We start from the raw sequence: 20478 nt of genomic DNA, 5'->3' as shown, positions 1-20478 counted from the left end.
TTCGTGCGAGCGCCCGTCAGGCGGTCGTTCAGACGGCGGCCTTCTTGAGACGGCGCCGCTCCCGCTCCGACAGACCGCCCCAGATGCCGAACCGCTCGTCGTTGGCGAGCGCGTATTCGAGGCACTCGGAGCGGACCTCACAGGCGAGGCAGACCTTCTTGGCCTCGCGGGTGGAGCCGCCCTTCTCGGGGAAGAAGGACTCGGGGTCGGTCTGGGCGCACAGCGCGCGCTCCTGCCAGCCGAGTTCCTCGTCCGCGTCGTCGACCAGCAGTTGCTGCACCAGCTCGGTCATGTGCGCCCCTCGTCTGTCTTTCGCGTCCCCGTGATGCTGCCGTTACCGATTTCGGCTGAACGACACGAGTGAAATTACAAGTGTGCCGATCCGGGCCAGTCAAGCCGAGATCTGCTATTGGGCCCCTTATTCACTCTGCGGAACCAAGGCTATGCGGAAAGTGTTCAAATCGGCATAAACCCTGACAGCCCAAGGGGTCCGACCGGACGTCCACTCCCGTTACGGGGGAAGACGGCCAGGAGTTCGATCGCGTTCCGACGCCGACCTCGAAGCGAACCTGATCACATGGGGATCACGGGCTCGCGCTGAGGTTTGTGCGCCCGGTTGTGCGCCATGTGTCCGGGGAGGCGGGTGAACAAACCTTTCGCCTGCCAGATGAACCGGATGAGGTGAAACATCCCCCACATAACGGACATGAAGTTGACATTAGGGGTGTGAACCGGTGACCTTATGGGCATGCTCGCGAACTTGGCATCCACCTCGACCCGCACCGCCGGGTCCCACGGTGCTGCCCACGTCCGCCGCAGCTGTTGTTGCTGTTCCAGCTGTTGAGCCCTACCGCGCTCCGGCTGCCTCGCCGCCACTGAGGCGAACCTCCCGCCCCCTCCGGGCGACCGCCCGCACCAGGGCACTCCCCTCCCGCCCGCCACCCGGGCGTGAACCCCCGCTCGCGACCCGGGCGGAAACGGCCAGCGACACCCCAGCACTCTTCTGCCGAGGAACCACCGCACCCATGAACAGCGACAGCGACCTCCAGATCGCCGGCGACATCCTCGAAGTACCGCACCTGCTCCAGCCGCCGCGCGAACACCCCGTCACCGTGGCCGACTTCGTCGGCATGGCACGCTCCATCGCCGCCGACCGCTCCCAGTGGGAGCACCTCGTCGAGTACGACGCCACCTCACGCTGGTACCACCGGCTGCGCACCGGCCCCGGCTACGAGGTCTGGCTGCTCTCCTGGGTGCCCGGCCAGGGCAGCGGACTGCACGACCACGGCGGCTCCTCCGGCGTACTGACCGTCCTCGACGGCGCGCTGACCGAGCGCACGGAGCGCGGCACACGCGCCCTGAGCTCCGGCGCGCAGCGGGTGTTCGCACCCGGCTACGCCCACGAGGTCGTCAACGACTCGCTCGAAGGGGCCGTGAGTCTGCACGTCTACTACCCGGGTCTCACGGAGATGCCGATGCACGCGGCGCGTTGCGCGGTCGCCGGGAGCGTGGAGCCGGACGGCGCGCCCGCGGGGGCCGAGGTCGCGTGACCGGCTGACACGCCGTCGTCGCCGCCTGCAAGACTGAACCCCATGCGCATTGTGGTTCTGGCAGGCGGTATCGGTGGTGCACGGTTCCTGCGTGGTCTCCAGCGGGCCGTCCCGGACGCGGACATCACGGTCATCGGCAACACCGGCGACGACATCCACCTCTTCGGGCTGAAGGTCTGCCCGGACCTCGACACGGTGATGTACACGCTCGGCGGCGGCATCAACGAGGAGCAGGGCTGGGGCCGTGCCGAGGAGACCTTCCATCTGAAGGAGGAGCTCGCGGCGTACGGGGTCGGACCGGAGTGGTTCGGACTCGGCGACCGCGACTTCGCGACGCACATCGTGCGCACGCAGATGCTCGGCGCGGGCTATCCGCTCAGCGCCGTCACCGAGGCGCTCTGCGACCGGTGGAAGCCGGGCGTGCGGCTCATCCCCATGTCGGACGACCGCGTCGAGACGCACGTCGCCGTCACGCTGCCGGACGGCGACGCGGCCGGAGGCGCCGGCGAGCGCAAGGTGATCCACTTCCAGGAGTACTGGGTGCGCCTGCGGGCCTCCGTGCCCGCCGAGGCGATCGTGCCGGTGGGTGCCGAGCAGGCCAAGCCGGCCCCCGGGGTCCTCGAAGCCATCGGCGAGGCCGACGTCATCCTCTTCCCGCCGTCCAACCCCGTCGTCTCCGTCGGCACCATCCTCGCCGTGCCCGGCATCCGCGAGGCGATCGCCGAGGCGGGCGTGCCCGTGGTCGGCCTCTCCCCCATCGTCGGCGACGCGCCCGTGCGCGGCATGGCCGACAAGGTGCTCGCCGCCGTCGGCGTCGAGTCCACCGCCGCCGCCGTGGCCGAGCACTACGGCTCGGGACTCCTGGACGGCTGGCTCGTCGACACCGTGGACGCCTCCGTGGTGGAGCGCGTCGAGAGCGCCGGCATCCGCTGCCGGGCCGTCCCGCTGATGATGACCGACCTCGACGCGACGGCGCGGATGGCCCGCGAGGCGCTCACCCTGGCGGAGGAGGTACGGACTCCGTGACCACCAGGAACCATGCGGCGGACACGCCGTGGCCCTCGGGCCGGGAAGAGCCGGCGGAGCAGGTCGCGCCCGGCTACCGGGTCTGGGCGCCGACCGGACTGCCCGAGGTGCGGCCGGGCGACGACCTCGCGAAACTCATCGCGGCCGCCGGGCCCGGCCTGGCCGACGGGGACGTGCTCCTCGTCACCTCCAAGATCGTCTCCAAGGCGGAGGGCCGGATCGTCGAGGCCGTGGACCGCGAGGCGGCCATCGACGCCGAGACCGTCCGGGTCGTGGCGCGCCGCGGCGCGCTGCGGATCGTCGAGAACCGGCAGGGGCTCGTGATGGCCGCCGCCGGGGTCGACGCCTCCAACACGCCCGCCGGGACCGTGCTCCTGCTGCCAGAGGACCCCGACGCGTCCGCGCGGGCGATTCGCGACGGGCTGCGGGACACCCTCGGAGTCGACGTCGGCGTCGTCGTCACGGACACCTTCGGGCGCCCTTGGCGCACCGGGCTCACCGACGTCGCCATCGGCGCGGCGGGCGTCCAGGTGCTCGACGACCTGCGCGGCGGCACCGACGCGCACGGCAATCCGCTCAGCGCGACCGTCGTCGCCACGGCCGACGAACTCGCCGCCGCCGGTGACCTCGTGAAGGGCAAGGCCTCCGGGCTCCCCGTCGCCGTCGTGCGCGGACTCGCCCACCTGGTGGCCGACGGCGACGGCGAGGGGGCACGGGCCATCGTCCGGGACGCCCGCGACGACATGTTCCGGCTCGGCACCTCGGAGGCCGTCCGGGAAGCGGTCACCCAGCGGCGCACGGTCCGGGCCTTCACGGACGAACCCGTCGACCCCGGTGCCGTGCGCCGGGCGGTCGCCGCGGCCGTGACCGCCCCCGCGCCGCACCACACCACTCCCTGGCGGTTCGTGCTCCTGGAGTCGCAGGAGTCACGGACACGGCTACTCGACGCCATGCGGGACGCCTGGCGCGCCGACCTGCGGGCCGACGGGAAGAGCGAGGAGTCCGTCGCCAAGCGGGTCCGCCGCGGCGACGTGCTGCGCAACGCGCCGTATCTGGTGGTGCCGTGTCTGGTCATGGACGGCTCCCACACCTACGGCGACGCCCGGCGGGACGGCGCCGAGCGCGAGATGTTCGTGGTCGCCACGGGCGCGGGCGTGCAGAACTTCCTGGTCGCCCTGGCCGGGGAACGGCTCGGCTCCGCCTGGGTGTCGTCGACGATGTTCTGCCGTGACGTCGTCCGCGCGGCGCTGGACCTGCCGGCGAACTGGGACCCGATGGGCGCGGTGGCCGTGGGCCACGCGGCGGAGGAACCCCGGGACCGTCCGGCACGGGACGCGGAGGCGTTCGTCGAGGTGCGGTGAGGGGGGCGCGAAGGGGGCGGACCGCCCGGGGCCCGGTCAGGCCCCGTGGACCGCACCGCGGCCGGTCGGGCCGTGGACCGTGCGGTGAGGGGGTTCGCGGAGGGGCGGACCGCACGGTGCCGCGAACGGTGCGTTTTCGGCCGGGCGAGCGCCTACCCTCGTAGGGCACCCCGAGCACCCCTAGGACCTCATCCGTGGCTGGACGTTTCGCTCCCCGGCCGACGCGTACGACCGTGCGCGGCGGACATGTCGTGGTGCCCGGCGGAGTGCCGCGGCAGGCCGCCGAACCCGCCCGCGTCCGTAGCTGGGACCCCGCGGGGCCGCTCGACCTCGGGCTGGTGCTCGGGCCGCTCCGCCGCGGCCCCGGCGATCCGACGTTCCGTACGACACCCGACGGCTCGGTGTGGCGGGTCTGCCGCACCCCCGCCGGGCCCGGCACTCTGCGCGTGACGCTGCGGGACGGAACGGCCCGGGGCGAGGCCTGGGGACCCGGCGCCGACTGGCTGCTCGACCGGCTCCCGGAGTTGCTCGGCGCGGCCGACGACCCCGACGCCTTCGAACCCCGGCACCGCCTCCTCGCGGTCACCCGGCACCGGCGCCCGGGACTGCGGCTGGTGCGGACCGGACTCGTCATGGAGTCGCTGATCCCGTCCGTCCTGGAGCAGAAGGTCACCACCGACGAGGCGTACCGGGCGTGGCGGCTGCTCGTCCGGAAGTTCGGCGAGCCCGCGCCGGGACCCGCGCCCGAGCGCATGTACGTCATGCCGGCGCCCCGGACCTGGGCGCTGATCCCCTCCTGGGAGTGGCACCGCGCCGGTGTCGACGACAAGCGGGCGTCCACGATCCTGCGGGCCGTACGGGTCGCTCCCCGGCTGGAGGAGGCCGTGCGGCTCGATCCCGTGCGGGCGCGGGAGCGGCTGGAGCTGGTGTCCGGGATCGGGCCCTGGACCTCCGCGGAGGTCGTGCAGCGCAGTCACGGTGCGGCCGATTCCGTGACCGTGGGGGATCTTCATCTCCCCGGGATCGTCGGGTACGCGCTCGCGGGGGACCGGGACGCGGACGACGCGGTGATGCTGGAGTTGCTGGAGCCGTATGCCGGGCAGCGGCATCGGGCGGCTCGGCTGATCCTGTTGTCGGGGCGGACGCCTGCGCGGCGCGTGCCCAAGATGCCCCGGGGTGACATCGGGAAGCTCTAGGCGGGGCTCGCCTTCGGCTTCGTCCGCCCGGCTTCCCTGGTGTCCCCGGGTTCCGCCGGCCTTCCTCTCGCTTCCGATGGGCCGGGGTCCCCTGCGTGCCTCGGGTACAGCGGGATGTCGCCCCCTCCGCCCCTGCCCGTCCCGTACCCGGGGCTCCGCCCCGGACCCCGCTCCTCAAACGCCGGAGGGGCTGGATTTTTCCTCCCGAGGGGCTCGAACAGTGACCGCTGGAGCGACTGGATTTTCCCGCCGGAGAAGCTCAGCAGTGACCGCCGGAGGGGCTGGATTCTCCCGCCGGAGGGGCTCGAACAGTGACCGCCGGAGGGGCTGGTGGGCCCCTCCGGGCGGTGTGGTCGGTCGGCTACTGGTCCGACGAGAAGCGGAGCGCTCCCGCCGGGATGTGGGCGTCGCACCAGATGCGGACTCCGTCGCGGAGTTCGTTGTCGGGGCCGACGGTCGCGCCGTCGCCGATGACCGCGCCCGTGAGGATCGTGCGTTCGCCGATGCGGGCGCCGAGGCCGACGAGGGAGTCGGTGACGACCGCGCCCGGCTCGACGACCGCTCCGGCGAGGATCGTGCTGCCGGAGATCCGGGCGCCCTCACCGATCCGGGCGCCCTCGCAGACGACCGTGCCGCCGGTGAGCTTGGCGTCGGGCGCGACCGTGGCCGTGGGCAGGACCAGACGGTCGCCGCAGCGGCCGGGGACCGCCGGGGAGGGCGCGCGGCCGAGGACGAGGTCGGCGGAGCCGCGGACGAAGGCCTGCGGGGTGCCCAGGTCCAGCCAGTACGTGGAGTCCACCATGCCCTGGAGGTGGGCGCCGGTGGCCAGGAGCTCCGGGAAGGTCTCGCGCTCGACCGAGACGGGACGGCCCTCGGGGATGGTGTCGATGACCGAGCGGCGGAAGACGTACGCCCCCGCGTTGATCTGGTCGGTGACGATCTCCTCGGGTGTCTGCGGCTTCTCGAGGAACGCGGTGACGCGGCCGGTGGAGTCCGTGGGGACGAGCCCGAACGCGCGCGGGTCCTCGACCCGGGTGAGGTGCAGGGACACGTCCGCGCCGGTCGTCTCGTGGGTCGAGACCAGGGCCGGGATGTCCAGCCCGGTGAGGATGTCGCCGTTGAAGATCAGGACGGGTTCGTCGGGGCCGGAGTGGAGCCGGGACGCCACGTTGCGGATGGCGCCGCCGGTGCCGAGCGGCTCCTCCTCCGTGACGTACTCGAGGTGGAGGCCCAGCGAGGAGCCGTCGCCGAAGTACGGCTCGAAGACCTCGGCGAGGTAGGACGTCGCCAGCACGATGTGCTCGACGCCCGCCGCGCGGGCCCGCGCCAGCTGGTGCGTCAGGAAGGGGACTCCGGCCGCGGGCACCATCGGCTTGGGCGTGTGCACCGTGAGGGGGCGCAGCCGGGTGCCTCTGCCGCCGACCAGGAGGATCGCTTCTGTCACCTGTCGTCTCTGCTTCCTGCCGGGACCGGCCGAACTGTGTTCCGGCCGGCCAGTGTATGCAGACTGTTCGATGGCGCCTTCGATGGCCGTGCGGTCTCCGTCGAGGGGCCGTGCTCGTGACGTCAGGTGATCCCCGCCCGGCCCCGGCCGGCCGGGCGGTGCCGGCGCTGCCGGTTCCGGGCCCTGCCTACCGGCCCTGGTAGCGGGCCGCCGTCTTCCGTGCCGAGCCGAGCTTGCCGTAGAGCAGCCGTCCGGGGCACTCCGTGGCGAACCCGTCCCGATGGCCGGAGATCACATTCAGTCGTACGTTCTTTCCCTTTCGGTAGAGATTGCCACCGCCCGACTTCAGGTATGTCTTGCCACGCGGATTGCCACCGTAGAGGCCCAGCTTCCACGCGGTCAGACGGGCGATGGCCTTGAGCGAGGCGTCGGTCGGCTTCGTGTTCTGGAAGGTGCCGAGGACGGCGATCCCCATGCTGTTGCTGTTGAACCCGAGGGTGTGGGCGCCGAGGACCGCCTTGGCGACGCCCCCGGCCCGGCCTTCGTAGATGTTTCCGCACTTGTCGACGAGGAAGTTGTAGCCGATGTCACGCCAGCCGCTGCTCACCACGTGGTAGCGGTAGATACTGCGGATGACCGAAGGCACCTGGGAGCAGCTGTAGTTGTTGCCCGACGCGGTGTGGTGCACGAAGGCCGCCTTGACCTTCTTCGTGTAGACGAAGCCGCGCTCGCGCAGCTTCTCGTTCGCGCCCCAGCCCTTGCGGGTGATGATGCGCGGGCGTGCGCCGATGTACGGCTTCACGCGCTGTACGGCGGAGTCCGCGGAGAGGTACTCGCGCTCCGTCTCCGCCTGGGTGAGCGCGCCGATCTCGGTGTCGTCGGCAGCCGGGACCCCGTCCGAGGCGCCCGCGCGTACGCTTCCGGCGCGCGTGGCGGGATGCGCGCCCCCTGCCCGGCCGGCCGTGCGGGCGTCCGCGCGCCCCGGGGGTCCGCCGGGGTCGATCAGTTCGAGGTGCAGGCCTCTGGGGAGCGGGGTGTCCGAGACCGCACGCTCGCCCCCCTCTTCGTCCCCGGGTGTCGTCCGGTCCGCGTCGACGCGGACCTCGACGCCGTCCGAGGCGCCGACCCACAGGGGAGCGGTGGCGCCGCGCACGCGCCGCGAGGCGCCCTCGGCGGTGTCGGGGTCGGCGCCGTGCTCGTGGTTGTGGGTGTCGACGGCCTGCCAGCCCGACCAGTGGCCGGTGCCGGCGGCCCGGGTGCGGACCTGGACACGGCCGCGCAGCTCACTGCTCGGATCGTCCCAGATGACGCCGACCAGGGAGAAGGGCTGGGCGTCCCGGCGGCCGAGGCCCTGTTCGGGTGCGGCGGCCCCGAGGGCGCGGTCGCCGGAGAGGGGGACGAGGGGCAGGGACTGGGTGCTGCCGGGGACGGAGGTCTCGGACGTCAGCGCCGACGGCCCCGCCTGTGCCGGGGCGGGCAGGGCGAGCGGAAGGGCGAGAGCGGCCGCGCAGGTGACGCCGACCGAGGAAGCAAGGAATCCACGCATGCCCCTGATCTTGGACATAGTCATACATATCTGTCCATCCCGGAATTGACGGACCGTCGGACGCGCTCCGCCGAACCGGTGGCTCGCGCCGCCGCTGCCGCGTGGCGTCCCCGCGTACGCTTGCCCGCGTGAACGCCACCGACCGCACCCCCGCCGACCTGCTGCGATCCGCGCTCTCCACGGATCCGGCGCGCCCCCTGGTGACCTTCTACGACGACGCGACGGGCGAACGCGTCGAATTGTCCGTGGCCACCTTCGCCAATTGGGTGGCCAAGACGGCCAACCTGCTGCAGGGCGAACTGTCCGCCGAACCCGGCGAGCGCGTCGCGCTGCTGCTGCCCGCGCACTGGCAGACGGCCGTGTGGCTGCTCGCCTGCTCGTCGGTGGGTGTCGTCGCGGACCTCGGGGGCGACCCGGCCGCGGCGGACCACGTCGTCGCCGGACCGGGCCGGTTCGAGGACGGCCTCGCCTGCTCCGGCGAGCGGATCGCGCTGTCCCTCGCCCCGCTCGGCCGCCGCTTCCCGGCCCCGCCCGCGGGGTACGCCGACTACGCGGTGGAGGTCCCGAGCCAGGGCGACCGGTTCGCGCCGTACGCGCCGGTGGACCCCGAGGAGCCGGCGCTGATCGTCGCGGGAGCCGCCTGGACGGGCGCGGAGGTCGTCGAGCAGGCCCGCTCCGACGCTCCCGGACTGGATCTGACGGGACCCGGCTCACGGATCCTGTCGGCGCTCCCGTACGACACCTGGGAGGGGCTGTCCGCGGGCCTCTACGCGCCGCTCGCCACCGGCGGCTCGGTGGTGCTGTGCCGCCACCTCGACCAGCTGGGGGACGACCGCCTCGCACAGCGGATCGAGAGCGAGCGCGTCACGGCGACGGCCCGCTGACCGGTGCGCACGGCCCCGGGGACCCGGGGCCGTAGCCCGTTCGGCCCATCACCGGCCCCCCTCACCAGCCACTTCAGGACATGGTCGTAGGAGCAAGACGCGCTCGTACACCAGGAGGGGTGGTGGATTCCGACGTGACCGACTCCGAAGGCACTCCCTCCGGACGTCCGGAGGGGCCGGTGCCGGGAGCGTCGCCCACCGGGGCCGGGCTGACCCGCCGGCGCAGGCGCTGGCTGCGCTACACCGCGATCGGCGTGGCCGTGGTGGTGCTCGGCGCGGGGATAGCCGGCTGGGTCGTCTACGAGAAGCTGAACGGGAACATCACGGCCGACGACGACGCGGCGGCCGAGCTCGCCCGGTACGAGAAGGAACGGCCCACCGCGCTGGTGCGCGGCGCGCAGAACATCCTCATGATCGGCTCGGACTCGCGGTCGGGCGCCGGCAACAAGAAGTACGGCCGCGACTCGGGGACGGAGCGGTCCGACACCACGATCCTGCTGCACCTCGCGGCCGACCGGCGCACCGCGACCGCCATGTCCCTGCCCCGCGACCTGATGGTGGACGTGCCGGGCTGCCGGCGCCCGGACGGCACCCGTACCGAGCCCATGTTCGCGATGTTCAACTACGCGTTCCAGGTGGGTGGTTCGGCGTGCACGATCCGGACCGTCGAGAAACTCACGAACATCCGCGTCGACCATCACATGGTGGTGGACTTCCACGGCTTCAAGGACATGGTCGACGCGGTGGACGGCGTCGAGGTGTGCCTGAAGGAGCCCATCGACGACAAGGCCGCGAAGCTGCGGCTGCCCGCGGGCAAGGTCGTGCTCGACGGCGAGCAGGCGCTGGGCTACGTCCGCGCCCGCAAGACCATCGGCGACGGCAGCGACACCGACCGCATGGACCGCCAGCAGCGGTTCCTCGGCGCGCTCGTCAACAAGGTGCGCAGCAACGACGTCCTGCTGAACCCGGCCAAGCTGTATCCGGTCCTGGACGCGGCCACCTCGTCGCTCACCACCGACCCGGGCCTCGCGAGCCTGCGCGGCCTGTACGACCTGGTGCGCGGCATGCGGAACATCCCCACGCAGAGCGTGCAGTTCCTGACGGTGCCGCGGACGGCGTACGCCCTGAACGCCAACCGCGACCAGCTCGTGGAGCCCGAGGCGACCCAGCTCTTCGAACGGCTGCGCACGGACGAGCCCGTGACGGTCACGAAGGAGTCCGCCGAGAAGGCCTCCGAGGGGCCGCCCCCGCATTCCGCAACTCCGTACGAGAACTCCCTCTCCCGTCACCCGGCGCAGTCGAACAGCGACGGTAGGTCGATGCTGTTGCTTCCCGGTGCCCTTACAGGAACGCCTGATCCTGCGCCGACTTTCCGGGGTAACACTGCGGCCGAGGACGCCTGCGGGTAAAGCGTGCGCCAAGGCGGGAACAGCTGAGCTAAGAACTCTCTGAGAAATAGGGCGGATTGCCCGGTTGTAGGGACGTTGAATTTGTCACGGTCGTGGCTCGACGCTGAACTGGGCGGATAGTGTGAGCGACCCGGTGCACCCGGCCACGAGGTTCATCCTCGTGGGTCGCGCATCGCTGACCGAGACCCGAGCGCCTTTTGAGGGGGAAAGGCGCCGCGTGGCCCCGACGGAGGATTCAGACAACCGTGGACGCGCAAGGCCGTGGGCGGGCGGACAACATCGATCCCGCAGACCAGTGGGTGCTCAACCCGAACACCGGCGAATACGAACTGCGACTGACCCCTTCCGGAGCGCAGTCGGGAGTGCCGCGCCCGCGCAGGGGTACGCCCCCTTCGCAGGCACGCACCCGGACCGAACCGGGCCGGGACCGCGCGGCGCCGGGTCGGGAACGTGAGGCGCCGGGCACCGACGTGCCCGGGCCGCGGCGACGCCGTGGCGAACCGCCGGAGCCCGAGCCGGGGCGACGGCGCGGACGCACCAAGCCGAAGAAGAAGTCGAAGGCGAAGAAGGTCCTGCTGTGGACCGGCGGCACGATGGCCTTCGTGCTGATCGCCGCCTCCGGAGCCGCGTACGCCTACCTCAAGCACCTCGAGGGCAACGTCAACTCGACGGACATCGGCGACTCCGGCAAGGACGGCTTCAGCAAGGACGAGGCCTTCAACATCCTCATCATCGGCACCGACAAGCGGACCGGTAAGGGCAACGAGGGCTACGGCGACAAGAACAGCGTCGGGCACGCGGACACGAACATCCTGTTGCACGTCTCCAAGGACCGGACGAACGCGACCGCGATGAGCATCCCGCGCGACCTCATCGTCGACATCCCCGAGTGCAGGACGAAGCTGGACGACGGCACCGAGAAGGTCATCCAGCCGACTCGGAACGTCCGCTTCAACACGAGCCTCGGGCAGGAGGACCGCAACCCCGGCTGCACGATGGACACGGTGAAGGCCGTCACCGGCATCTCCGTGGACCACTTCGCGATGGTCGACTTCAACGCGGTGAAGACCCTCACCAGCGCGGTGGGCGGTGTGGAGGTCTGTCTCGCCAAGGACGTCGACGACCCGGACTCGCACCTCAAGCTCTCCGCCGGCAAGCACACCATCGAGGGCGAGCAGGCCCTCGCGTTCGTGCGCACCCGGCACAGCTTCGGCAACCAGGGCGACCTCGACCGCATCAAGGTGCAGCAGCAGTTCATGGCCTCGCTGATGCGCAAGATGAGTTCGAGCAACACCCTCACCAATCCGAAGAAGCTCATCGATCTGGCCGAGGCGGCCACCAAGGCGCTCACCGTGGACACCGGCATCGCCAAGGTCACCACGCTCAAGGACATGGCCCTGGAGCTGAAGAAGGTGCCGCCGAAGAACATCACCTTCACGACGGTGCCGGTGATCGACAACCCCGCCGACGGCGTGATCCACAAGACCGTGATCGTCAACCCGACGACGTCCCAGCCGGTCTTCGACGCCATCAAGAACGACGTCTCCTTCACCGCCGTGAAGCAGAAGGCGAAGAAGGAGAAGGCGGAGGTCGCCGCCCGCCTCAAGGGCTCCCGCTCGTCCGCCTCCGACATCCGCGTCGACATCTACAACGGCGGCGCCGAGGCCGGCTCCGCACAGGAAACTCTCAACTGGCTGCAGAACACTGAGGGCGTGCTCAAGTCCAGCCAGCTCGGAAACGCCGACGAAACACTCGACAAGACGAGCCTGGAGTACTCTCCCGACCAGGCCGACCAGGCACGCAAGCTGGCGGACCTCATGGGGCTGCCCGCTTCGGCGATGAAGCCGGGCAAGAGCGAGAAGAACGCTCAGGGGCTGCCGGCGATCGTGCTGACCCTGGGCAAGGACTTCAAGGGCGCCGGGGTGCCGCTGACGGCTTCCACGAAGGCGCCTGACGTGGACAAGTCCACGGCGGACAAGACGGTGTGCGCCAAGTGATGACCTAACGGGTCCGAGAAGCGTCCTACAGGACGCGAGAGACCGGCCGGCCGGACGTTCTACGCGTCCGGCCGGACGCGCGACGGATCCGTTTGTCAGGCGCAGGGGTGGGAGGGGCTGGGGAGATGGCGCAGAGCAGTGTGCGTGGGGAGAGTGCACGACCACGTGTCCGGCGGACCGGCGAACTGGGCTGGGACGAGAACCTGTACGAGGAGGGCGGCGAGCCCGTTCGTACGGCCGGCTCCGACCGCGGGCCGGCCGCGGGGGACACGTCCGGGCAGGCCGACGACGACACGTCGGCCGCACCGCGGAAACAGGACCGCGGCGGCGGGGGCCGGGGCGGACGACGGCACGGCGGCGGCGGACGCCCCCGGCGCAGACGCCGCATACTCCGCTGGTCGGCGATGGTCCTGGCGCTGCTGATACTCGGCACCGCCGGCGCGGGCTATCTCTACTACCGGCATCTGAACGCCAACATCAAGAAGGACGACCTGAACATCGGCGACGACAAGAACCGGGCACCGGCGCCGAAGCCGAACGCCGCGGGTCAGACGCCGCTGAACATCCTTCTGATCGGTTCCGACGGCCGCAACTCCAAAGAGGACCAGAAGCTCGGCGGCGCGAAGGACACCTTCAACTCGGCGCCGCGCGCCGACGTCCAGATGCTGCTGCACCTGTCGGCGGACCGCACCAACATGTCGGTCGTGAGCATGCCCCGGGACACGCTGCTCCAGATCCCCGAGTGCACCGACCCCCACACCGACAAGACGTACGCCGCGAGCACATCACTCACCATGACGAACGACTCTCTGGGCCGCGGGGGCCCCGGGTGCACGGTCGCCACATGGGAGAAGCTCACCGACATCCACATCGACCACTTCATCATGGTCGACTTCGCCGGAGTGGTGTCGATGGCCGACGCCATCGGCGGCGTCCCGGTGTGCGTGGACGCCAACATCTACTCCCACACCTCCAACGGCCACGGCTCCGGCCTGAAGCTCGAGAAGGGCACGACGTCCGTCCAGGGCAAGCAGGCCCTGGAGTGGCTGCGCACCCGCTACGGCTTCGAGGACGGCAGCGACATAGGCCGCACCAAGGCCCAGCACCAGTACATGAACTCGATGGTGCGCCAGCTGCGGGACAACGCCACGCTGAGCAACCCGGGCAAGCTGAAGAACCTCGCCGAGACCGCCACCGACGCCCTGACCGTCGACGACGGGCTCGGTTCGGTCACCAAGCTCTACGACCTCAGCAAAGAACTGAAGAAGGTCCCGACGGACCGCATCAACATGACCACGATGCCGTGGGTGTACTCCTCCGACGGCAACCGCGTGCTCCCCAAGCCGACCGACGCCGACAAGGTCTGGCGGCTGCTGCGCGAGGACATCGCGCTGGACGGCGTCGGGAAGAAGAAGGCCAAGGAGCGCACGTCGAAGGACCCGGCCGCGGCGGACGACCAGATCGCCGTGCAGGTGCAGAACGGCACCCGTACCGACACGCTGGCGCCGGTCGGCGGGCGGGCCAGCACGGTGAGCGCGCTGCTCACGGGCAAGGGTTTCACGCGGACCACCGCCGACCAGACGACGGCGACCGCCGAGGACACCACGCTGATCCGCTACCCGAGCGCCGACCTGGAGGGTGACGCCCTGCGCGTCGCCAAGGCCCTCGGCGTTCCGTCGAGCGCGGTGGAGAAGTCCGCCGACGTCTCCGGGGTCACCCTGGTCGTCGGGGCGGACTGGCGGGACGGCACGAAGTACAAGGCCCCGAAGGACGACGACTCGACACCGTCCTCGGCCAAGCTCGACAAGGGCTCGGACACCGGCGCGTGCATGCACGTCGACCCGGACTACACCTGGTAGGAGCGGCGCCGGACCCAGCCGGCGGCCGCACGACACGCGTCGGGCCCCTCTCCATGCAGAGAGGGGCCCGACGCGTGTGCGGGACAGGTCAGTCGGAGCTGGTGGCCGGCGCCGTCGAGGGCTCGGCCGCACCGCCGAGCACCGCCGGACGCCGGGACGCGACGACCTTCCGGGCCAGCGCCTTCGGGCTGGTGAGGAAGCCCCAGCCCCACGACATGTGCATCGTCGCCAGGGCGACGGGGATCTGCAGGCGGGCCTTCACCGGGAGCCCCTTGCCCGCGGGCAGCGAACCGAGCGCGATGGCCGCGAGGTAGCCGGCCGGGACGACGAAGCCCCACGGGGTCAGCGCCGCTCCGACGACGACGCCCGCCGCGATCGCGCACACCGCGGTCGGCGGGGCGAGGTAGCGCAGGTTGATGGAGCCCTCGTGGTAGCGGGCGACGACGTGCCGCCAGCGGCCGTAGTCCTTGTACTGCTTGGCCAGCGCCCTCACGCTCGGCCGCGGCCGGTACGACACCCGCAGCTCGGGCGAGAACCAGATCAGGCCGCCCGCCTCCCGGATGCGGAAGTTCAGCTCCCAGTCCTGGGCGCGGATGAACTCCTCGTTGTAACCGCCCTGTTGCTCCAGCGCCTCGCGCCGGAACACCCCGAGGTACACGGTCTCGGCCGGAGCCGCGTCGCCGCCCGTGTGGAAGGCGGCGTTGCCCACCCCGATCTTCGACGTCATGGCCGCGGCGACGGCGTGCTCCCAGTCGTTCTCGCCCTCGGCGTGCATGACGCCGCCGACGTTCTGCGCGCCGGTCTCCTCCAGGAGGCGTACGGCGGTGGCGATGTAGTTCGGGGAGAGGATGCCGTGGCCGTCGACCCGCACGACGACGGGATGCCGGGACGCCTTGATCGCGGCGTTCAGCGCCGCGGGCGTGCGCCCGGTCGGGTTCGGCACGGTGTGCACCCTCGGGTCCTCACGCACGAGGCCGGCCGCGATCTCGTCCGTCCGGTCCGTCGAGGGACCGAGGGCGATCACGACCTCCATCTCGCCGTCGTACCGCTGCGCCAGGATCGCCTGGACGGCCCCGCGCAGATGCCGCTCCTCGTCGAGGACGGGCATGATCACAGAAACGGCGGGAGACCGCACGTCAGACTTCTCGCTCATCGGGCGTCACGTTACCGCGAACGGGGGACACGGGCGCGCGCCGCCCGGCCCAGGGACCGGGCCGCAGATCGTATGGGCCTACCGTTCACACGGATCCCCACGCCCAGCGGTACGCGGCCCCGTCCGGCCTCGCGGAACGCGTCCCTCCCCCGTCCAGCCTCGCGGAGGTGTCCCCCCTTGCCCACGCCGCCCCGCTCCCCCGCACGCCCTCAGCGCCCCTCGCAGCCGTCTCCCGCACGCCGACCGGCAGCCCGGTCCGACGGCCGCCCCACACGCCCCGTGCGCCCCGTACGGCGCAAGAAGCCACGCTGGGCCATGCGGGCGGTGACGACCGTCTCCGTGGTGGTCCTCGCGTCGGCGGGCATCGGGCACGCGGTGGTGACCAGCCTGGACGCGGACATCGCCCGGGTCGACCCCTTCAAGGACATGAAGAACCGGCCCGAGGCCGGGAACGGCATGAACGTGCTCCTCGTCGGCACCGACGGCCGGGACAAGATCACCGAGGCGGAGCGGCGGAAGTACCGGCTCGGCGGCGCGCCCTGCCACTGCACCGACACGATCATGATCGTGCACATCTCGGAGGACCGGGAGCGCGCCAGTGTCGTCAGCCTGCCGCGCGACTCGTACGCCGAGACGCCCGCGCACACCGACGCCGTCTCCGGCAAGCGGCACGAGCCGCACCCCATCAAGCTGAACGCGGCGTACGCGGAGGGCGGCCCGACCCTGACCGTGCGGACCGTCGAGAACATGACCCACGTGAAGGTCGACCACTATCTGGAGGTCGACTTCACCAGCTTCATGAAGACGGTGGACGTGCTCGGCGGGGTGAAGATCTGCACCGTGCAGCCCCTGAAGGACAGCTACACCGGCCTCGACCTGGCGCCGGGCTCGCACGTGCTGGGCGGTGGCCAGGCCCTGCAGTTCGTCCGGTCCCGGCACGCCGACGGCTCCTCCGACCTCGGCCGGATGCAGCGCCAGCAGCGCTTCCTCGCGGCCCTCGTCGACCAGGCCACCTCGTCCGGGGTGCTGCTGAACCCGATGAAGTTCCGCGACGTGACGCGGGCCGTGCTGGGCTCGGTGCGGGCCGACAAGGGGTTCGGGACGGACGAGCTGCTGGACCTCGGCCGGGCGATGCGGAACTTCTCGCCGTCCTCGTCGGAGTTCACGACCGTGCCGATCGGACAGATGGGGTACGTCGTCAAGGGCATCGGCTCGACCCTGAAGTGGGACCCCGAGAAGTCGCGGAAGCTCTTCGAGGCGCTGCGCGAGGACAAGCCGCTCACGGAGCACAAGGCCCCGCGACAGCAGGCGGTCCGGGTCGACGTGGCCCCCCAGCAGATCCGCGTCCAGGTGGAGAACGGGACCGCCACGGCGGGCCTCGGCAAGCAGGTCGACAGCGCGCTGGCCGCCACCGGATTCCGTACCACGCACCAGCCCGCCACCGCCCAGGACCGGACCGTGCAGCGCACCGTCGTCGCGTACGACCCGCGCTGGGACCGCTCGGCGAAGTCGCTCTCGACGGCGCTGCCCGGCTCCGAACTGCGCGCGGTCCCCGGACAGGGTCCGCTGCTGAAGGTGATCGCCGGCTCGGACTTCAAGAAGGTCACGCGGGTCCGCGCGGACGACCCGGCCCAGGGCGAGTTCGGCGCGGTGACGGGCGACCAGGTGGTGTGCCCGTGACAGCGGTGTGCCCGTGACGAGCGGGCGGAGGGCCGGGCGGCGGGTCCGTCGCCCGGCCTGAGGCCGGTGGCACCCGTCACGGGATGTCAGAGGGTGTCGAGACCCTCCGCCGCGCGCTTCTCGCGCAGTTCCATGATCGCGCGGCGGCGGGCCAGGCGGTGGGTGCGGCGGATCTGGGCCTCCTGGTAGCGGCGCTCGTCGCGCTCGGTCTCGGGGAGGACCTGCGGGACCCGGCGCGGCTTGCCGTCGGCGTCGACGGCGGCGAAGACCAGGTAGGCCGAGCCGACCTGCTGGGCGGGCGTCGACTCGTTCCAGCGCTCGGCGAGGACCCGGACGCCCACCTCCATCGAGGTCCGGCCCGTCCAGTTGACCTGCGCCTTCACATGGACGAGGTCGCCCACGCGGACCGGTTCGAGGAAGGCCATCTCGTCCATCGAGGCGGTGACGGCCGGCCCGCCGGAGTGCCGCCCGGCCACCGCGCCCGCCGCGTCGTCGACGAGCTTCATGATCACGCCACCGTGCACCGTGCCCAGGAGGTTGGTGTCGTTGTGGGTCATGATGTGGCTCAGGGTGGTCCGGGACGCGGAGGTCGGCTTGCCCGGAATATCGGATTCCGGGTTGGGGGCCAGGTCTGTCATGACGTCCACCTTATGCCGGGGGCACACACGGTCGTTTTGCATCAGCTCTGCAACAGGCGTGACCCAGATCTCCCGGCTCTCTTGTAAGAGACATGGTGGAGCCCTGCACACTGGTCGGCATGAACGATTGGCCCGACGACAGCCGCGGCAACGGCGGCAACCGCTACGGACGCGGCAGCGCAGGCTCGCAGCCTGAGGGTGCCCGCGTCATGCGCCAGGTCCGCCGTGGACCGTCGGCACCCGCTCCGGGCCCGGACGCACCGCCGTACGGCGGCGGGGTGCCCCGGCAGCCTCAGTACGTCGACGGGCAGGGCTACGACGACGGCTACGACAACGGGTACGACTCCGGCTACAACACGGGGCACGTGTACGGCGCCCCGGGCGGCCCCGGCGGTCCGCAGGGTCCCGGCCCGGGTCCCGGCCGTCCGCGTCAGGCACCGAACTGGCGGCGCCGGATCAAGTGGACGGCGATCACGCTGGTCACGCTGCTGGTCGTCGTCTCCGTCGGCACGTACTTCTGGGCCGACTCCAAGCTGCACCGCGACGTGGATCTCTCCAAGGTCATCGACCGGCCGGAGGCCGGCGAGGGCACGAACTACCTGATCGTCGGTTCCGACAGCCGCGCCGGCATGTCCGCGGAGGACAAGAAGAAGCTGCACACCGGCTCGGCCGCGGGCAAGCGCACCGACTCGATGATGATCCTGCACACCGGGAGCAACGGGTCGACGCTGGTCTCGCTGCCGCGTGACTCCGACGTCGAGATCCCCACGTTCAAGGGCTCCGACTCCGGCAAGACGTACCAGGGCACCGGCCGGCACGTGAAGCTGAACGCGGCCTACGCCGAGGACGGCCCCGAACTGCTCGTGCGCACCGTCGAGTTCAACACCGGCCTGCGCATCGACCACTACACGGAGATCGGCTTCGGCGGCTTCGCGAAGATCGTCGACGCGGTCGGCGGTGTCGAGATGAACCTCGACAAGGGCTTCAAGGACAAGTACTCGGGCGCCGACTTCAAGGCGGGCAAGCAGACGCTGAACGGCGAGCAGGCCCTGGCGTTCGTCCGGACCCGGCACGCGTTCGCCGCCTCCGACCTGGAGCGCACCAAGAACCAGCAGAAGTTCCTGGCCGCCCTGGCCCACCAGGTGGCGACCCCGTCGACGGTGCTGAACCCGTTCAAGCTCTACCCGACCATGGGCGCCGGCCTCGACAGCCTGGTCGTCGACAAGGACATGAGCCTGTGGGACCTGGCCGACATGTTCTGGGCCATGAAGGGCGTCACCGGCGGCGAGGGCAAGTCGATGAACATGCCGATCTCCGGCTCCACGGGCGGCAACCTCGTCTGGGACAAGACGAAGGTGAAGGAGCTGGTGACCCAGCTCAAGAACGACGACAAGGTGACGGTCACCGGCAACTGAGCCCGCGCCGGACCGGCTGACGCAGAACGAAAAGGTGGGAGGCCCCCTCGGGGGGTGCCTCCCACCTTTCGCGTCGGCCGGCCGTCGCCGACCGCTCCCCGACTACGGCAGGTTGCGGGCCATGACGATCCGCTGGACCTGGTTCGTGCCTTCGTAGATCTGCGTGATCTTCGCGTCGCGCATCATGCGCTCGACCGGGTAGTCGCGGGTGTAGCCGTAGCCGCCGAGGAGCTGGACGGCGTCCGTGGTGACCTCCATGGCGACGTCCGAGGCGAAGCACTTGGCCGCCGCGCCCTGGAAGGTGAGGCCCCTTTCTCCACCTCCGGCGGCGACCCGCTCCGACGTGGCGGCCGCCGCGTACGTGAGCTGGCGGGCGGCCTCGATCTTCATGGCCATGTCGGCGAGCATGAACTGGATGCCCTGGAAGTCGGCGATCGGCTTGCCGAACTGCTTGCGCTCCTGGACGTAGCCCTTGGCGTAGTCGAGGGCGCCCTGGGCGATGCCGAGGGCCTGGGCCGCGATGGTGATGCGGGTGTGGTCCAGCGTCTTCATGGCGGTCGCGAAGCCGGTGCCCTCCTCGCCGATCATGCGGTCGGCCGGGATGCGCACGTTGTCGAGGTAGACCTCGCGGGTCGGGCTGCCCTTGATGCCGAGCTTGCGCTCCGGGGCACCGAAGGAGACGCCCTCGTCGGACTTCTCCACCACGAAGGCGGAGATGCCCTTGGAGCGCTTCGTCGGGTCGGTGACGGCCATCACCGTGTAGTACTCGGAGACGCCCGCGTTGGTGATCCAGCGCTTGACGCCGTTGAGGACCCAGAAGTCGCCGTCCCGGACGGCCTTCGTCTTCATGCCGGCCGCGTCCGAACCGGCGTCCGGCTCGGAGAGGCAGTACGAGAACATGCCGTCGCCCTTGGCGAGCGGGCCCAGGTACTTCTTCTTCAGGTCCTCGGAGCCGGAGAGGATCACCGGCAGCGAGCCGAGCTTGTTCACGGCGGGGATCAGCGAGGAGGACGCGCAGACGCGGGCCACCTCCTCGATCACGATGACCGTGGCGAGGGCGTCGGCGCCCGCGCCGCCGTACTCCTCGGGGACGTGCACGGCGTGCAGGTCGTTGGCGACGAGGGCGTCCAGCGCCTCCTGCGGGAAGCGGGCCTCCTCGTCCACGGCCGCGGCGAACGGCGCGATCTTCGCCTCGGCCAGCGAACGGATCGCGTCCCGGAGCATGTCGTGCTCCTCGGACGGGCGGTACAGGTCGAAATCAGCCGATCCGGCCAAGGTCTCTCACGCTCCAAGGAATGCTGTGACAGCGACGCTAACTAC

Annotated in this window: 16 protein-coding genes; 10 read left to right on the top strand and 6 right to left on the bottom strand. The window is 71.1% G+C overall.

What is annotated here, in order from left to right; translation table 11 throughout:
- Positions 1–28 precede the first annotated feature (28 nt).
- The gene (locus tag OG406_RS24090) at positions 29–292 is read right to left on the bottom strand and encodes a WhiB family transcriptional regulator (RefSeq protein ID WP_003975777.1); all 264 of its coding nucleotides are present in this window, start codon (positions 290–292) and stop codon (positions 29–31) included.
- 733 nt (positions 293–1025) lie between these two features.
- Here OG406_RS24090 and OG406_RS24085 point away from each other — a divergent pair.
- The 4 genes from OG406_RS24085 (at position 1026) to OG406_RS24070 (ending at position 5133) form a co-directional block, all read left to right on the top strand.
- Positions 1026–1550, top strand: a complete 525-nt coding sequence (locus OG406_RS24085; protein ID WP_266848109.1) for a cysteine dioxygenase — start codon at positions 1026–1028, stop codon at positions 1548–1550.
- Positions 1551–1592: 42 nt separating this feature from the next.
- Positions 1593–2576, top strand: a complete 984-nt coding sequence (gene cofD / locus OG406_RS24080) for a 2-phospho-L-lactate transferase (protein ID WP_266848107.1) — start codon at positions 1593–1595, stop codon at positions 2574–2576.
- Positions 2577–2674: 98 nt separating this feature from the next.
- Positions 2675–3937: a coenzyme F420-0:L-glutamate ligase gene (locus OG406_RS24075; protein WP_443067148.1), complete on the top strand. Its 1263-nt coding sequence runs from the start codon at positions 2675–2677 to the stop codon at positions 3935–3937.
- Positions 3938–4131: 194 nt separating this feature from the next.
- Positions 4132–5133: a DNA-3-methyladenine glycosylase family protein gene (locus tag OG406_RS24070; RefSeq protein WP_329187697.1), complete on the top strand. Its 1002-nt coding sequence runs from the start codon at positions 4132–4134 to the stop codon at positions 5131–5133.
- Between the two features lie 361 nt (positions 5134–5494).
- On the opposite strand, the gene OG406_RS24065 is transcribed toward OG406_RS24070, so the two are convergent.
- On the bottom strand, positions 5495–6577 hold the full coding sequence (locus tag OG406_RS24065; protein ID WP_164373081.1) for a nucleotidyltransferase family protein: 1083 nt from the start codon (positions 6575–6577) through the stop codon (positions 5495–5497).
- A 187-nt stretch (positions 6578–6764) separates the two neighbouring features.
- On the bottom strand, positions 6765–8123 hold the full coding sequence (locus tag OG406_RS24060) for a peptidoglycan recognition protein family protein (protein ID WP_329187695.1): 1359 nt from the start codon (positions 8121–8123) through the stop codon (positions 6765–6767).
- Between the two features lie 128 nt (positions 8124–8251).
- Between OG406_RS24060 and OG406_RS24055 the strand changes: the two genes are divergently transcribed.
- The 4 genes from OG406_RS24055 to OG406_RS24040 all read left to right on the top strand — a co-directional run bounded on the left by OG406_RS24055 (position 8252) and on the right by OG406_RS24040 (position 14272).
- Positions 8252–9007 (top strand): TIGR03089 family protein, encoded by a 756-nt coding sequence (locus tag OG406_RS24055; RefSeq protein ID WP_081217654.1) that lies wholly within the window; start codon positions 8252–8254, stop codon positions 9005–9007.
- Between the two features lie 134 nt (positions 9008–9141).
- Positions 9142–10416: an LCP family protein gene (locus OG406_RS24050; RefSeq protein WP_164373080.1), complete on the top strand. Its 1275-nt coding sequence runs from the start codon at positions 9142–9144 to the stop codon at positions 10414–10416.
- 245 nt (positions 10417–10661) lie between these two features.
- The gene (locus OG406_RS24045; protein WP_329187692.1) at positions 10662–12413 is read left to right on the top strand and encodes an LCP family protein; all 1752 of its coding nucleotides are present in this window, start codon (positions 10662–10664) and stop codon (positions 12411–12413) included.
- Between the two features lie 125 nt (positions 12414–12538).
- Positions 12539–14272, top strand: a complete 1734-nt coding sequence (locus tag OG406_RS24040; RefSeq protein ID WP_329187690.1) for an LCP family protein — start codon at positions 12539–12541, stop codon at positions 14270–14272.
- 88 nt (positions 14273–14360) lie between these two features.
- Here OG406_RS24040 and OG406_RS24035 read toward each other — a convergent pair whose 3' ends face one another.
- On the bottom strand, positions 14361–15425 hold the full coding sequence (locus tag OG406_RS24035; RefSeq protein ID WP_329187688.1) for a glycosyltransferase family 2 protein: 1065 nt from the start codon (positions 15423–15425) through the stop codon (positions 14361–14363).
- A gap of 177 nt (positions 15426–15602) precedes the next feature.
- Here OG406_RS24035 and OG406_RS24030 point away from each other — a divergent pair, with 177 nt between their 5' ends.
- Positions 15603–17105 (top strand): LCP family protein, encoded by a 1503-nt coding sequence (locus tag OG406_RS24030; protein WP_438829419.1) that lies wholly within the window; start codon positions 15603–15605, stop codon positions 17103–17105.
- An 86-nt stretch (positions 17106–17191) separates the two neighbouring features.
- Here OG406_RS24030 and OG406_RS24025 read toward each other — a convergent pair whose 3' ends face one another.
- Positions 17192–17743 carry an acyl-CoA thioesterase gene (locus OG406_RS24025; protein WP_164373075.1) on the bottom strand — a complete coding sequence of 184 codons (552 nt, stop codon included), beginning with the start codon at positions 17741–17743 and terminating at the stop codon, positions 17192–17194.
- 119 nt (positions 17744–17862) lie between these two features.
- Here OG406_RS24025 and OG406_RS24020 point away from each other — a divergent pair, with 119 nt between their 5' ends.
- Positions 17863–19158 (top strand): LCP family protein, encoded by a 1296-nt coding sequence (locus tag OG406_RS24020; RefSeq protein WP_164373074.1) that lies wholly within the window; start codon positions 17863–17865, stop codon positions 19156–19158.
- 102 nt (positions 19159–19260) lie between these two features.
- On the opposite strand, the gene OG406_RS24015 is transcribed toward OG406_RS24020, so the two are convergent.
- Positions 19261–20433 (bottom strand): acyl-CoA dehydrogenase family protein, encoded by a 1173-nt coding sequence (locus OG406_RS24015; RefSeq protein ID WP_266848093.1) that lies wholly within the window; start codon positions 20431–20433, stop codon positions 19261–19263.
- Positions 20434–20478 lie beyond the last annotated feature (45 nt).

Source organism: Streptomyces sp. NBC_01428 (assembly GCF_036231965.1).
GTDB lineage: Bacteria > Actinomycetota > Actinomycetes > Streptomycetales > Streptomycetaceae > Streptomyces.
Note: the sequence above shows the minus strand (reverse complement) of the source record. Positions and strands in the feature narration are given on the sequence as shown.

Coding starts and splice junctions, on each gene's coding strand:
- OG406_RS24020 (WP_164373074.1), top strand. CDS start 17,863: ATGAACGATTGGCCCGACGACAGCCGCGGCAACGGCGGCAACCGCTAC.
- OG406_RS24085 (WP_266848109.1), top strand. CDS start 1,026: ATGAACAGCGACAGCGACCTCCAGATCGCCGGCGACATCCTCGAAGTA.
- OG406_RS24040 (WP_329187690.1), top strand. CDS start 12,539: ATGGCGCAGAGCAGTGTGCGTGGGGAGAGTGCACGACCACGTGTCCGG.
- OG406_RS24035 (WP_329187688.1), bottom strand. CDS start 15,425: ATGAGCGAGAAGTCTGACGTGCGGTCTCCCGCCGTTTCTGTGATCATG.
- OG406_RS24090 (WP_003975777.1), bottom strand. CDS start 292: ATGACCGAGCTGGTGCAGCAACTGCTGGTCGACGACGCGGACGAGGAA.
- OG406_RS24025 (WP_164373075.1), bottom strand. CDS start 17,743: ATGACAGACCTGGCCCCCAACCCGGAATCCGATATTCCGGGCAAGCCG.
- OG406_RS24060 (WP_329187695.1), bottom strand. CDS start 8,123: ATGCGTGGATTCCTTGCTTCCTCGGTCGGCGTCACCTGCGCGGCCGCT.
- cofD (WP_266848107.1), top strand. CDS start 1,593: ATGCGCATTGTGGTTCTGGCAGGCGGTATCGGTGGTGCACGGTTCCTG.